Below are 13,037 nucleotides of genomic sequence, written 5' to 3'. Positions count from 1 at the left end.
TCCAGATATCGACAAAGGGGGGCCCCAGGTGCCCGCACCACTACCGCGCTTCGGCGGGGTCTATGTAGCCAGCACGACGACCTTCGACGAGCAGGGTGACCTCGACCTCGATGCCCACACGAGCCACTGCAGGTGGCTGGTCGAGTCGGGCGTCGCCGGGTTGGTCCCCTGCGGATCGCTGGGTGAATACGAGGCGCTGACCGATATGGAGCGGATCGCGGTCGTCGAGGCCACCGTCCAAGCGGCCGGCGATGCCGCGGTCGTGCCGGGCGTTTCGGGCAAATCGGGTGCCGAGGCCCGGCGCTGGGCCGAGCACGCGGGCGCGGCCGGCGCGGGTGCCGTCATGTGTCTCCCGCCGACCTCGCACGCGCCGACCGCCGAGGAGGTCGTCGCACACTTCACCGAGGTCGCCCGCGCCGGATTGCCGATCGTCGTCTACAACAACCCGTTCTCCACCAGGGTCGACCTGACCCCGGCGCTGCTGGCGCGGGTGGCCGACGAGGTGCCGCTCGTCACCGCGGTGAAGGAGTTCTCCCAGGACGTACGCCGGGTCGCCGCAATCAGGGAAACCGCGCCGCGCCTGGAGGTTCTCTGCGGATGCGACGACGTCTTCGTCGAATCGATGCTGATGGGGGCGACCGGCTGGATCGCCGGCTTTGTCAACGCCATCCCGGCCGAGACCGTGGCGATGTACCAACTGTGCGTCGACGGCCAATGGGACGACGCCGTCGCCACCTACCGGCAGATGCTGCCCATGCTGCGCTATGACGCGCTCCCGACCTTCGTACAGGCGATCAAGGCCGCGCAGGAAGAAGCCGGCCGGCCGGGCGGACCAGTCCGGCTGCCGCGGCTCCCGCTCGCTCCGGACGTCGACAAGCACGTCCGGCAGGCGACCCGCGACTTCCTCCTCGCCGCCGGTCGATGAGAGCCCGCCTGGCCTTCACCGCGGTCGACAGCCACACCGAAGGCATGCCCACCCGCGTCGTCACCTCCGGCGTCGGCACCCTGCCCGGTGCCACGATGGCCGAACGGCGGCGACACGTCATCGACAAGCGCGACGAACTGCGCACGCTGCTCATGTACGAGCCGCGTGGCCACTCGGCCATGTCGGGAGCCATCCTGCAGCCACCGACCCGCGATGACGCCGACATCGGCGTCGTCTTCATCGAGGTCTCCGGCTGCCTACCGATGTGCGGGCACGGGACGATCGGGGTGGCGACGGTCCTCGTCGAGACCGGCATGGTCGAGGTGGCCGAACCGGTCACCACGATCCGGCTGGACACCCCGGCCGGGCTCGTCGAGGCGCGCGTCGACGTCGAGGACGGCCGGGCCACGGCGGTCGAACTGCGCAACGTCCCCTCCTTCCTCGCGTTGGCCGATGCCGTCGTCGACCTGCCCGGCGCACCGTCGCTCACCGTCGACGTCGCGTGGGGCGGGAACTTCTACGCGATCCTGCCGGGCGCGGCGCTGGGGTTCGACGTGGTGCCGGCCGAGCACGACCGGCTCGTCGCCGACGGACTCCGCGTCATGGACGCCGTCAATGACCAACTGTCCTTCGTGCACCCGGAGATGCCCGACGTCGACCGCTGCGGGCACGTCATCTTCACCGCACCCGGCGGTGCCGGGGCGAGCAGCCGGGGAGCGGTCGTCATCCACCCCGGGTGGATCGACCGATCCCCCTGCGGCACAGGCACATCGGCCCGGATGGCTGCCCTCCACGCACGCGGTCGGCTATCCCTGGGAGAACCGTTCGTCCACGAGTCGCTGATCGGGACCCGCTTCGAGGGCCGGTTGTCCGCCGAGTCGTCCGTCGGCGACGTACGCGCCGTCCTGCCGATCGTCCGCGGGCGGGCCTGGTTGACCGGACTCGCGACCTACCTGCTCGACCCGGACGATCCGTTTCCCGGCGGATTCCTCATGGGCGCCCGCGGGTGACGGTGCCGCGCTCGGTCGATGTCGTCGTCGTGGGAGCCGGCATGATCGGAGCCGCCACCGCGGCGGCACTCACGGCGATTGGTGCGGGGGTATGCGTCGTCGACCGGACGGGTCCCCTGGCGGGAACAACCGCAGCCGGTGAAGGCAACATCCTCGTCTCCGACAAAGCACCGGGTCCGGAGCTGGAGCTGGCGCTGCGCAGCCTCGACTTGTGGCACACGGCGGCCGAGGAGCTGGGACCCGGCATCGAGTTCGAAGGCAAGGGCGGTCTGGTGGTGGCGGCCGACCAGACGCAGTTTGGTGCCCTCGACGCCGCCGCCGCAGGGCTACGGGCCGGCGGGGTCCGTGCGGAGCCGTGCGACGCCGACGCGTTGCGGGCTCTCGAACCGGACCTCTCCCCCGATCTGCCCGGGGGGATGTGGTTTCCACAGGACAGCCAGGTGCAGCCCATGGCCGCCGCGACGGCGTACCTCGGCCGAGCCGTCGACCGCGGCGCGACGGTGGTGAGTGATGCGCCGGTGCTCGGGCTCGAGGTGCGCTCCGGTCGATGTACGGCGGTGCGCACCGGCAAGGGGACGATCGACACCGGCACGGTCGTCCTCGCTACCGGCGCCTGGACCGGCGAGCTCGCGCAACGGCTGGGACGTCACGCCCCGGTCGCCCCCCGCCGCGGCCACATTCTCGTCACCGAGCCGGTGCGCCCGATCGTGCGACACAAGGTCTACGAAGCCGGCTACGTCGACACCATCGCCACACCGGAGGGTAGGTCGTGCTCGGCGGTCGTCGAGTCGACGCTGAGCGGCACCGTGCTGATCGGGTCAAGTCGGGAGTTCGTCGGCTTCGACTCCTCCCCCGACGTCGCGGTGCTCGGCGAGCTGGCCCGGCGGGCGATCGCGCTGTTCCCCGCGCTGTACGGCGTCCGGGCGATCCGTTCCTACACCGGATTCCGGCCGGCGACCCCGGACAACCTTCCGCTCATCGGGCCCGATCCCGAAGTGGCCGGCCTGCTCTACGCCAGCGGACACGAAGGCGCCGGCATCGGCCTCGCCCCCGCGACGGCCGAACTCGTCACTGCGTTCGTCACCGGCGCACGGCACGCCGTCGATCCCGCGGCCTTCGCCCCGGCCCGGTTCACGCGGACCACTGCGGTCGGTGAGCCTGCGTGAGCGAACCGGTGTCCTTCCGCTTCGACGGCGTGCCGATGACCGCCCCCCGAGGGTCGACCGTCGCCACGGGACTGATCACCAACGGGGTGTCCGCGTTCCGGACGACCCGCGCAGACGATCGGCCGCGGGGCATCTTCTGCGGCATCGGGTGGTGCTTCGACTGTCTCGTCGACGTCGACGAGGAGACCTCGGTGCGCGCCTGCATCACCCCGCTCGCGGCCGGCGCCGACGTACGCCGGTCGGGCTCGGTAGGCGGGCGTCGTGCGCGCTGACGTCGTCGTGATCGGCGGCGGGCCGGCCGGAATGGCCGCCGCCGCAGCGGCCGCCGACGCCGGGCTGCACGTCGTCCTGGTGGACGGGAACGCCGCGGTCGGTGGCCAGTACTACCGCCGACGACTGGACGGGACCGGGTCGAGCGGGCCGCCCGATCGCCTCGCCCGGGTCGCCACCCACCCGAAGGTGACCGTCGTCGCGCACAGCTGGGTCTGGCATGCCGCGCGGGCCGGTGGCCGGGTGCAGGTGTACGTCGGTGGTCCGCGGGCCGACACAGTCACTGCCGCAGCCGCGGTGGTCGCCACCGGCTCGGCGGAGTTGGCGCTGCCCTTCCCCGGCTGGACGCTGCCCGGCGTGCTCACCCCGGGCGCGGCGCAGGCGCTGCTGAAGGGTCACGACCTGCGGGTGGGTCGACGCGTGGTGGTCGGCGGCTCGGGCCCGTTCCTGTTGCCGGTGGCCGCCGGGCTGGCCGGCGCGGGCGCTCGGATCGAGGCGCTGGTCGAGGCGACCCGGCCGCGTTCGGTCCTCGGCGCGGCACTTCCCACGCTGTCGCATCCGGCGCGGATCCGTGAGGCGGCGGGGTATCTACGGCGACTGGCCCGGGCCGGCGTACGCCCGCGGGGTGGTCGCGTGGTGATCCGGTGCGAAGGGGCGGACCGGGTGGAGGCGGCTGTGGTCGCCGAGGTCGATCCCGAATGGCGCCCGATCCCCGGCACCGAGCGCACGATCGCCGCCGATGCGGTCTGCGTCTCCTTCGGCTTCGCTCCCGCACTGGACGTGTCGCGCAACCTCGGCTGCCGCGACGTCCCGCACCCGGCGCGGCCGACCGGCGCGGTGTGGCACGACGCCGACCAGGCTACGAGCGTCGCCGGGGTCTTCGCCGCCGGCGAGGCGACCGGCGTCGGCGGCGCCGAGATCGCCGAACTCGAGGGACGACTCGCCGGCCTCTCCGCGGCCCGGCTGCTCGAAGCGATATCGAACCGCGACCACGCCGCCGCCGTACGTCCGCTGCGACCCGCGCTCCGGCGGCGGCGCCGGTTCGCCGACCTACTCGACCGGCTCTACCCCATGCGGACCGGCTGGCTGGACTGGCTCGACCCCGAGACGACGTTCTGCCGCTGCGAGGAGGTGTCCTGGGCCACCGTCACGTCCGCCGCCACCGGCACGGCGACCGCCCGCGCGATCCGCGCCATCACCCGGTGCGGCATGGGCTACTGCCAGGGCCGGATCTGCGGCCCCGCCCTGCAGGCCGCCCTCGCCCGGGACCGCGGCGCGGCCTCGCCGGCCGTCGGCGACCTGCAATGGCGGACCGTCGTGACGCCGACACCGCTCGGTGTGATCGCCGGCGCCGCTGTCAGGCCTGCAGCGGATAGCGGCCGGCCAGACGAGCCAGCTTGAAACCCACGTGCGCAGACAGCCGGTCCTCGCCGTTGCGGAGGTCGATGTCGGCGGCCTCCTGCGCCTTCTGTAGCCGGTAGTAGAGGGTGCCGCGGTGCAGGTGCAGCTTGCCCGCCGTCACCTGCGCATCACAGCCACCGTCGAGATAGCACTCGAGCGTGTCGAGGATCCGATCGTCTCCGGCTGCGAAGAGTGCAGCCATCCTCGGGTCGATCGAGTCGACCATCGCCTCGATCGGCAGCTGGACGACGGCACGGAGCGCACCCAGCGCGGACCACGCCGCGATGTCGCCGACACCGGGCAGCCGCGTCGCCGCCCGGGCGCTGAGCCGAGCCTGGCGGTAGGAGACCTGGGCGTCCACGAGCCGTTCCTTCACCTCGCCGATCCCGACGACGGTCCGCACGTCGCCCGTCCGCCGGCGCATGCAGTCCCGCAGCTCCCGCGCGATCCGCATCGCGTGCCCGGCACGATCACCCCCGGGTGCGAAGGTCAGCACCGCGCCGTGGTCGGCGTGTGCGACCCCGAGGACCTCCCCGCGGACATGCAGGCGGCTGACATCGCGGATGCAGTCGCCGATGAGCGTCCTGGTCCCGGCGTCGGTCGACTCCGGAACGAGAACGCTGACGACGACCGGCGAGCCCGCCGGAACGATTCCGTCGTCGACCACCTGCGCGGCGGCGAGGGTGCGGACCTCCTCCGACTGGACCAACAGATGGGCCAGGGCTGTGCTCGCGAGCCGCTCGGCGAGCATCTCTTCGTGCATCAGGATCGCGGCGTGCCGGGCCGTTGTCTCGGCGACGGTGACCTGGGGCGCCGTCAACGACTCGTCGTCGTCGATGAGCCACAAGAACCCGTCCAGCCGGTCACGATGCCGGACCGGGATGCACAGCCGCCCCAGAATGCCGCGCGCCCGGTCGGGCGGGATCCGCACCGGGTCGTTGCACGACACGATGCCGAACTTCCGGAACCACGTCCGGACTTCGGGGCTGGTCCTGCGTTGCAGGATCGAATCACGGCGTACGTCGTCGATCTGGTGCTGCTGGGACGAGTAGACGATGACCCGGTGATTGTCGTCCTCGATGGTCGCCGAGCGGCCCAGCCGCTCGGCCAGGTCGTCCACCAGCACCTGCAGGTCTCCGGAGAACATCGCCGGAAGATACCTGCGAATCGAGTCGGTGACGTTACGGAGAGAGCACGTTTTTGCTGCCCTGCTCCCCGCTCCCGCCGACCCGTAGACTGACTCGCCGTGACGGACACCGGGCGCGAGATCGTCGAGCACGCCGAGCGCGACCTGCACTGGCCGGATTGCCTCAACGTCCGCGACCTCGGTGGCCTGCCGACGCAGGACGGCGGCGTGATCCGGCGCGGTGCACTCATCCGGGCCGATGCGTTGAGCCGGCTGACCGACGACGGTGTGGCGGCGGCGCGGGCGGCCGGCGTGAGCCGGATCATCGACCTCCGGCGCCCGGCCGAGGCGGGGAGCGCGGCCCACCCGTTCGGCGCCGACCCGGTCTATCGCAACATACCGGTCCAGAACCCGGCCGACCCGGACCACCAGTGGCTGACCCTCACCGAGATCTACTGCACCATGCTCGACCTGCGCCCGGACCTGTTTGCGCAGGCATTCGCGGCGGTGGCGGATGCGCCGCCCGGAGCGGTCGTCGTGCATTGCGCCGGCGGCAAGGACCGCACCGGGATCATCACCGCGTTCGCGCTGTCCGTCGCCGGTGTCGCCGACGACGTCATCGCCGCCGACTACGCGCTGACCGAGGAGCGGCTGCGCGAGGACAGTGCCGCGTATCTCGAATTGATCGATGATCCGAAGCTGCGCACCATCGTCGCCGGCCTGCAGCCGACTCCGCCGACCGTCATGCTCGACACCCTCGCCCACATACGCGAACGGCACGGCGGGGTGCGGGCCTACCTGGTGGCCGCCGGGGTGAACGACAGCCAGCTCGCCGCGGTCCACGACCGCCTGGCCGTTTGACTTAGAGGTCCACCTCGACGCCGACCCCGGCGGACCTGGCGGCGGTCAGGACGAGGTTCGCGGCCACGACGTCCTGCGCGGCGATCCCGACCGATTTGTACAGCGTGATCTGGTCGGCGGAGGTGCGCCCCGGTCTGGCGCCGGAGAGCAGCTCTCCGATCTCGGCGTGGATGTGCCCGGGCCCGATGAGGCCCTGCTCGATCGGCACAAGCAGATCCTGGGCGCCCGCCGGTGGTGGTGCGAGGACGGCGTCGCGGGATTCGACGACGAGCACGGAGTCAGCCACGGTCGCCGTGTCGAGCTCATGCCCGGCCGTGTTGTAGCCGACCGAGGTCACGTGCACCCCGGGCCGGAGCGCATCGCGGTGTACGACGGGCGTCGGCGAATGCGTGGCGGCGCAGACGATGTCAGCGTCCGCACACGCGGCGACGTAACTGTCCCGTGCTTCCACGTCGATGTGCAGCTCCGCCTGTAGGTCGGCGGCGAGCGCAGCTGCCCGCTCCCGATCCCGTCCGGCGATCCGGATCTGGCGAATCGGCCGTACCCGGACCATCGCGTGTGCGTGGGCGCGGGCCTGCACTCCGGTGCCGAGAATTGCCATGATCGCTGCGTTCGGAACTGCCAGCAGATCGGCGGAAAGCGCCGACCCGGCGGCGGTCCGGACTGTGGTGATCGACGTGCCGTCGAGCAGCGCGAGCGGCTGTCCCGTGTCCGGGTCGAAGACGACGACGACTGCCTGGTGGGTCGGGACCGCGGTGCCGGCGTTGCCGGGAAACAGGCTCACCAGCTTCGCGGCGAGCCCACCGTTGCCCTGGACATAGGCCGGCATCGCGGCGAGCATGCCACGCTCGGGCACCAGCGCGGCGATCCGGGCCGGCATCGATGCCCGTCCCTCACTCACCTCCCGCATCGCCGTAGCAAGTCCGGCGCGCAGCTCGTCAAGGTCGAGCAACGCGCGGGTCTCGGCTCCGGTCAACACGAGCACGCCCACCAGTCTGCACCGGGACCGGCGAGGAGCGGCCGCGACCTCAGGGATCGATCGACTTCTCGAACCAGTGGTGTGCGTAGGGCTCGTTGTTGAACGGCTCGACCTGGCGGTAACCGGCCGACCGGTAGAGGCCGATTGCTTCGGTGAGTGCGCGGTTGGTCTCGAGGTGCAGGGTGTGTACGCCGTGGGCGGCCGCGCGGGTTTCGAGTTCGGCGAGCAGCCGCCGCCCCAGGCCCAGGCCACGGGCCGCGGGTGCCACCCACATCCGCTTGAGCTCTGCCGGGGCGTGGTCATGGAACTTCAGCGCGCCGCACCCGACCGGGTCCGAGTGCAGGGTGGCGACCAGCAGCAGTCCCGATGGTGGTGTCAGCTCGGCGTCTTCGGCGGACAGACTGCGGGCCGGATCGAAGCCCGAGTCGAACCGCCGCGCGAGTTCGTCGACGTACGCCCGGATGCAACGACGGGCCGCCGCCTCGCGGGGATCGACCACGGCGATCTGCACCATCGAGGCAACCAGCAGACGCTCGACCTCACCCATCGCCGCGACCAGGCGGCTGCGCTGCTGATCGCTCAGCGGTGTGAGGATCGAGGTGGCCAGGTCGTCGGAGCGCCGGTCGAGTTCGTCCCGCTCGGCCCGACCCGCCCGGGTCAGCCGCACCGTTCGCACCCGAGCGTCGGTCCCGTCGGCCGCGACCGCGACCAGGCCGTCGGACTCCAGAGAGCGCAGCAGCCGGCTCAGATAGCCGGAATCGAGATCCAGCCGCGAGCGGAGTGACCGCACCTCGGTCCCCTCGGCACCGATCTCCCACAGCACTCGGGCCTGCCCGAGCGGCCGACTACGGGCCAGGAATCCGTCGTCGAGAGCGCCGATCCGCTGGGTGACGATGCGGTCGAAGCGACGGACCTGCCCGACCAACCCTGCGTCCATCATCTGACTTTAGTCAGAGGTCTGCCGGGTGGTCAACGTCGGACCGGCCGTCGGGTCGGGGCTACCGGCCGGCGAGTATCCGTTCGGGGGTGACGGCGATGACGACCCGATCGGGATCCGTCGGGCGGCCCCCGGGATCCGTTCCGGGCAGGTATCTGGCGAAGAGGCGACGGCTCAACTCGGCATGGCCGGACTCCTCGGCCTCCGCCCTGCCGTAGGCCACGACGTAGGACGTCGACTCAGGGTCGTTGATCAGCAGCGAGATTGCCGGGTCCCGCCGGATGTTGGCGAACTTCGCGCGCGATCGCGTGGTGGAGAACCGGAAGGTCGAGCCGTCCCACTCGTACCAGACGACGGTGAGTTGAGGCGCGGCATCCGGCCTATTCAGGCCGACGACCGCGAACAGCGGCTTCGCCAACAGGTCGTTGACCTCGGCGGAGACTTCGGCGCTCATCCGTTCCTCCCGGTGTCCAATCGGAATCGAGGGTGCCGGCTCCGGCACGCACCCGCGGCGAATATGCTGGATGAACTCGTACGTCGACGATGACCTCTCTGCGATTGCATGGGAGACCATGGTGCTCACCTTGGTACGTCACGCACACGCCGGCAGCAAGCGGCGCTGGACCGGTCCGGACGAGCAACGCCCGCTCACCGAACGTGGTCTGGCTGAGGCGCACGGGATCGCGCAGCGGATGCGTGCGCAACCGCCGTACCGGCTGATCTCCAGCCCACTGATCCGGTGCCGACAGACGTTGGAGCCCATCGCGGCCGCCCTCGATCTGCCGATCGAGCTGAGTGCGGCGCTGACGCCGGATGCGACTCTGGAGGAGACGCTGGCCCTGATCACCGACCTGTCGACGGACGGCTGCGCCCTCTGCACGCATGGCGAGGTGCTCACCGGTCTGCTCAATCGGTGGCGCGCAGACGGCTCTCCCCGCGTCCCGGTGGGCGCGCGGACGGCCAAGGGTGCGATGTGGATCCTCAGCGGATATCCCGGCCCGCGCGCCACGGCCCACTACGGGCCGTCGCATCGGGCCGCGCTCTCGCTCTCCGGACCGGCCGAACCGGCCACCCAGACCTGGCCCGGCTAGCCGACCACAACGGCAGAACGACAGCGAGGATCCGCGTGTCCGTGCTCTTCAACGCGAACGTCCGGTCGGCTTACCAGGCCGGCTACTTCACCGGGTCCCACCGGGTCGCCGATGTCCTGGCCCACGGTGACACCGGCCTCGGAGCGCTCGCCGGAAACGACGGGGAACTCGTCATCGATCGTGGTGTCGCCTACCGGACCGCCGAAGACGGGACCACCGCCGAACTCGACGGCGTGGTCGGCACGCCCTACGCGACCGTCATTCCGTTCCGCGTCGAGCAGACCTTCGGTATCGACGATCCGCTCGACAGAGCCGCCTTCGAACGCCGGCTGGCCGGCCTGCTGCCGCTGGCCAACCGGATCTGGGCGCTGCGCATCCACGGCCAGTTCTCGCGAGTGACCGCTGGGGCCAGCGCGCGACAACACCCGCCCTACCGGCCGCTCGCCGAGATCATGCCGACGTACAACAACCTCACCCACACCGACACGACGGGAACACTCGTCGCGTTCCACTGCCCGGTCTTCCTGACCGGCACCGACTTCGTCGGCGCGCACTACCATTGGCTTTCCGACGACCATGGCCAAGGCGGCCACGTCGCTGACTTCCGGCTCCTCCGCGCCAGCATCGAGGTCTGCGAGGCGACCGGCTACGCGGTCGACGTGCCGAGGACCGACGAATTCCGCGCCCTCGATCTCACTCCGTACTACTGAGCTCGTGGTCGGTCCACTGTTTCTCTACAGCACCACGCCGTCGCCACATGAACGCACGATTCTGGCGTGGGCACGGTGTCACCAACCGGACCAGAGTCGCCCAGTCGCCGCCGTCGTGATGCAGACAGCGCTGAGCGACCCCTCCCAGGCCGAGGTCGACGCGCTCCACGCACACTTCTGCACACAGGACGTCGACATCGCGATGCACGACTCCGGCCTCGTGAACAGGCGGGACGCGTACGAGCCGGGTGTGGTTCGACGACTCGAGACCGCCGACCTCGTTCTGATCACGGGCGGGTCACCGGAACGTCTGTACGACTGCACCGTCGATACTCCAGCTCTTCACGCATTACGCGTCGCCTCCGACCGAGGCGCCGTGATCGCAGGCTGCAGCGCCGGGGCGATCGTCGTCGGTGCCGGAATGCCGGTTGGCGCAGCGGATGACCGACGGCCAGGCCGATTCTGGGAGCTGATCCGGCGGACCGTTGTCGCACCGCATTTCGGCCGCTACGACATCGAGCCATGGCTACGGTCGTTCCCTGAATGCGTGGTCCTCGGCATTCCCGACGACACCATGGCGCTGGTCGTCCACGGACGCAAAGTCCGGTCGGTCGGGGGCCAACCGCTCTACCTTGCCTCTTGCTCCGGCTAGGTATCTGAACGGGCCCGGACGATCGACGCGACCACGCACAACACGGCACTGGCGACCACCACCGCACCGATCCACGACAGTCCGGCCAGCAGCAGCGTCGCACCGGCCAGCATCAGCACCGCGACAAGCCACACTATCCATGGATGCACCGGCAACGCCGCATCGTCGCGATCCCGTCGACGGCGACCCGACGCGGCGCCCTTGGCTGATGATCGGCTCAACCTCGGTACGCCGAGACCGCTCCGTCGCCGACGTGGCCGGCCGGCGTCGCTTCGACGCTCGGCTGAGTCGTCGGTCGCGGTCGCCCGCGCGTCCGGCCGGGTCGGATCGCTCACGCATGGAAACCTACCCGGGGGGTGGGCCGGTAACCCGCACTGCCACCGCGGCGCGGGACTTAGTGTAGCCTAACCTAATCCTGGCTGGAGGGGCCGTCATGTATGCCTGCATCTGTCGCGCGGTCACCGACGAGACTGTGACCGCCGCCGTCGAAGACGGCGCGACCACGGTGGAAGCGGTGGGTGACAGAACCCGCGCCGGCACCGGGTGCGGCGGGTGTCATGACACGATTGAAGAGATCATCACCTCGTGCGCGACGTGTCCCATTGCCGGCCTCGTCGCCTGACAACGGCGAAAGGGACGGCCGGACGTGCGTGGCGACGAACGAGTGCTGGAGTTGCTCAACGAGCAACTGACCGCTGAGCTCACCGCGATCAACCAATACTTCCTGCACGCGAGGATGCAGAAGAACGCCGGGTGGGTGCGGCTTGCCGCCCACACCCGCGACGAGTCGATCGACGAGATGCGCCACGCCGAGTTGCTGACCGACCGCATCCTCTTCCTCGACGGTCTCCCCAACTACCAGCGGCTCTTCCGGGTCCGCGTCGGCCAGACCATCGGGGAGATGTTCGAGGCAGACATGGCTGTCGAAGTCGAGGCCATCGACCGGCTCCGCGGCGGTATCGACTACATGCGCGGCGTCGGTGACGTCACCAGCGCCACACTCTTCGAGCGCATCCTCGCCGACGAAGAGGAACACGTCGACTACCTTGAGACCCAGCTTGGTCTGCTCGGCTCGCTCGGTGAGCCGCTGTACCTAGCCCAGCTCGTCGAGCAACCCGGAGACTGATCCCAAGCCTGACGGCGTGGTTCTGCGCGAGAGGTGTCCTGTGCAGGTGGTCCGTAGCCGGCGGCGGCGCTGCTGGGCGCTGGTCGCTGCAGTCGTGGGCGTCGCGGCCGTATTGACCGGGTGTGGCGGACCTGCCCGGGCAGCGCCACCACCCGCGCCAGCGCCATCTGTCGGCCAGCGCCTCGACGCTCCGCTGCCGACGCGGCTGCTGGATCAGACCCTGGTTGAGGACAACGGCAGGCACGTAAATCTGAGGTTGTTCGCCGGCAAGGTGGTCGTGATCTCGGACGTCATGACGCTCTGCCAGGAGACCTGCCCGCTGGACACCGCGAACGTCGTCGCAGCCGCCCGCGCCGTCGAACGGGCCGGGCTGGGGAGCAGGGTGGAGTTCCTCAGCATCACGGTCGACCCGGTTCGCGACACCCCGACCCGGCTGGCCGCCTATCGCCGCCTGTTCACGCCCGTACCCGCGGACTGGGTCACGCTCACCGGAACGCCGGCAGGGCTCGCCGCGCTCTGGAAGCACCTCGGCGTCTATACCAAGAAGGTGCCGGACAAGCCGCCGGCCCCGAGGGACTGGCTCACAGGCAAGCCGCTGACCTATGACATCACCCACTCCGACGAACTGTTCTTCCTCGACCAGCGCACGCACGAACGTCTCCTGCTCGACGGCGCCCCGCACCTCGCGCCCGGCACGAAGCTACCCCGCACGCTCGACCGATTCCTGGATCCGGCCGGACATCGAAACGTGACGAACCCCGACCCGGCGGCGTGGACCCTTCC

At 70.6% G+C, this 13,037-nt stretch carries 17 protein-coding genes; 12 read left to right on the top strand and 5 right to left on the bottom strand.

What is annotated here, in order from left to right:
* Nucleotides 1-28 precede the first annotated feature (28 nt).
* From VGH85_23425 to VGH85_23405, 5 genes are read left to right on the top strand one after another with little or no spacing between them, the layout of a single operon-like run.
* On the top strand, nt 29-925 hold the full coding sequence (locus tag VGH85_23425; protein HEY2176773.1) for a dihydrodipicolinate synthase family protein: 897 nt from the start codon (nt 29-31) through the stop codon (nt 923-925).
* Entirely contained in the window at nt 922-1,935 is a 1,014-nt protein-coding gene (locus VGH85_23420) for a proline racemase family protein (GenBank protein HEY2176772.1), read from the top strand. Before VGH85_23425 ends, VGH85_23420 begins: the two co-directional genes overlap by 4 nt.
* A complete protein-coding gene (locus VGH85_23415) occupies nt 1,932-3,101 on the top strand; it encodes an FAD-dependent oxidoreductase (GenBank protein HEY2176771.1) in 1,170 nt (389 codons plus the stop codon). Before VGH85_23420 ends, VGH85_23415 begins: the two co-directional genes overlap by 4 nt.
* Nucleotides 3,098-3,373, top strand: a complete 276-nt coding sequence (locus VGH85_23410) for a (2Fe-2S)-binding protein (GenBank protein ID HEY2176770.1) — start codon at nt 3,098-3,100, stop codon at nt 3,371-3,373. Before VGH85_23415 ends, VGH85_23410 begins: the two co-directional genes overlap by 4 nt.
* Nucleotides 3,363-4,772 carry an FAD-dependent oxidoreductase gene (locus VGH85_23405; GenBank protein HEY2176769.1) on the top strand — a complete coding sequence of 470 codons (1,410 nt, stop codon included), beginning with the start codon at nt 3,363-3,365 and terminating at the stop codon, nt 4,770-4,772. The genes VGH85_23410 and VGH85_23405 overlap by 11 nt, the downstream gene beginning before the upstream one ends.
* Here the strand turns inward: VGH85_23405 and VGH85_23400 are convergent.
* Complete coding sequence (locus tag VGH85_23400) at nt 4,729-5,919, bottom strand: helix-turn-helix domain-containing protein (protein HEY2176768.1); 1,191 nt, start codon at nt 5,917-5,919, stop codon at nt 4,729-4,731. The two genes, VGH85_23405 and VGH85_23400, sit on opposite strands and share 44 nt — an antisense overlap.
* A 99-nt stretch (nt 5,920-6,018) precedes the next feature.
* Between VGH85_23400 and VGH85_23395 the strand changes: the two genes are divergently transcribed.
* Nucleotides 6,019-6,759 (top strand): tyrosine-protein phosphatase, encoded by a 741-nt coding sequence (locus VGH85_23395; protein ID HEY2176767.1) that lies wholly within the window; start codon nt 6,019-6,021, stop codon nt 6,757-6,759.
* Between the two features lies 1 nt (nt 6,760).
* Here the strand turns inward: VGH85_23395 and VGH85_23390 are convergent, their stop codons facing one another.
* Genes VGH85_23390 through VGH85_23380 form a run of 3 tightly spaced genes read right to left on the bottom strand, consistent with a single transcriptional unit; the run spans nt 6,761 to nt 9,129 of the window.
* Nucleotides 6,761-7,744 carry an ornithine cyclodeaminase family protein gene (locus VGH85_23390; GenBank protein HEY2176766.1) on the bottom strand — a complete coding sequence of 328 codons (984 nt, stop codon included), beginning with the start codon at nt 7,742-7,744 and terminating at the stop codon, nt 6,761-6,763.
* A 43-nt stretch (nt 7,745-7,787) separates the two neighbouring features.
* Complete coding sequence (locus tag VGH85_23385) at nt 7,788-8,678, bottom strand: bifunctional helix-turn-helix transcriptional regulator/GNAT family N-acetyltransferase (protein HEY2176765.1); 891 nt, start codon at nt 8,676-8,678, stop codon at nt 7,788-7,790.
* 58 nt (nt 8,679-8,736) lie between these two features.
* On the bottom strand, nt 8,737-9,129 hold the full coding sequence (locus tag VGH85_23380; protein ID HEY2176764.1) for a PPOX class F420-dependent oxidoreductase: 393 nt from the start codon (nt 9,127-9,129) through the stop codon (nt 8,737-8,739).
* A gap of 70 nt (nt 9,130-9,199) precedes the next feature.
* On the opposite strand from VGH85_23380, the gene VGH85_23375 reads away from it, so the two are divergent.
* The 3 genes from VGH85_23375 (at nt 9,200) to VGH85_23365 (ending at nt 11,128) form a co-directional block, all read left to right on the top strand.
* Complete coding sequence (locus tag VGH85_23375) at nt 9,200-9,766, top strand: phosphoglycerate mutase family protein (protein HEY2176763.1); 567 nt, start codon at nt 9,200-9,202, stop codon at nt 9,764-9,766.
* 35 nt (nt 9,767-9,801) lie between these two features.
* Nucleotides 9,802-10,476, top strand: coding sequence for an acetolactate decarboxylase (locus VGH85_23370; protein HEY2176762.1), 675 nt, complete (start codon nt 9,802-9,804; stop codon nt 10,474-10,476).
* A gap of 118 nt (nt 10,477-10,594) precedes the next feature.
* On the top strand, nt 10,595-11,128 hold the full coding sequence (locus tag VGH85_23365; GenBank protein HEY2176761.1) for a Type 1 glutamine amidotransferase-like domain-containing protein: 534 nt from the start codon (nt 10,595-10,597) through the stop codon (nt 11,126-11,128).
* On the opposite strand, the gene VGH85_23360 is transcribed toward VGH85_23365, so the two are convergent.
* Nucleotides 11,125-11,463, bottom strand: a complete 339-nt coding sequence (locus VGH85_23360; GenBank protein ID HEY2176760.1) for a hypothetical protein — start codon at nt 11,461-11,463, stop codon at nt 11,125-11,127. The genes VGH85_23365 and VGH85_23360 overlap by 4 nt on opposite strands.
* A 98-nt stretch (nt 11,464-11,561) precedes the next feature.
* On the opposite strand from VGH85_23360, the gene VGH85_23355 reads away from it, so the two are divergent.
* The 3 genes from VGH85_23355 to VGH85_23345 form a co-directional block, all read left to right on the top strand.
* Nucleotides 11,562-11,750, top strand: a complete 189-nt coding sequence (locus tag VGH85_23355) for a (2Fe-2S)-binding protein (GenBank protein ID HEY2176759.1) — start codon at nt 11,562-11,564, stop codon at nt 11,748-11,750.
* Between the two features lie 24 nt (nt 11,751-11,774).
* Nucleotides 11,775-12,254, top strand: a complete 480-nt coding sequence (gene bfr / locus VGH85_23350) for a bacterioferritin (protein HEY2176758.1) — start codon at nt 11,775-11,777, stop codon at nt 12,252-12,254.
* Between the two features lie 277 nt (nt 12,255-12,531).
* Nucleotides 12,532-13,037 (top strand): SCO family protein (locus VGH85_23345; protein HEY2176757.1); only part of this gene is annotated, 506 nt, incomplete at its 3' end.

This window comes from Mycobacteriales bacterium (assembly GCA_036497565.1).
Taxonomy (GTDB): Bacteria; Actinomycetota; Actinomycetes; order Mycobacteriales; family QHCD01; genus DASXJE01.
The sequence above is the reverse complement of the archived record's forward strand: the minus strand, read 5'-3'. Positions and strand labels throughout refer to the sequence as shown.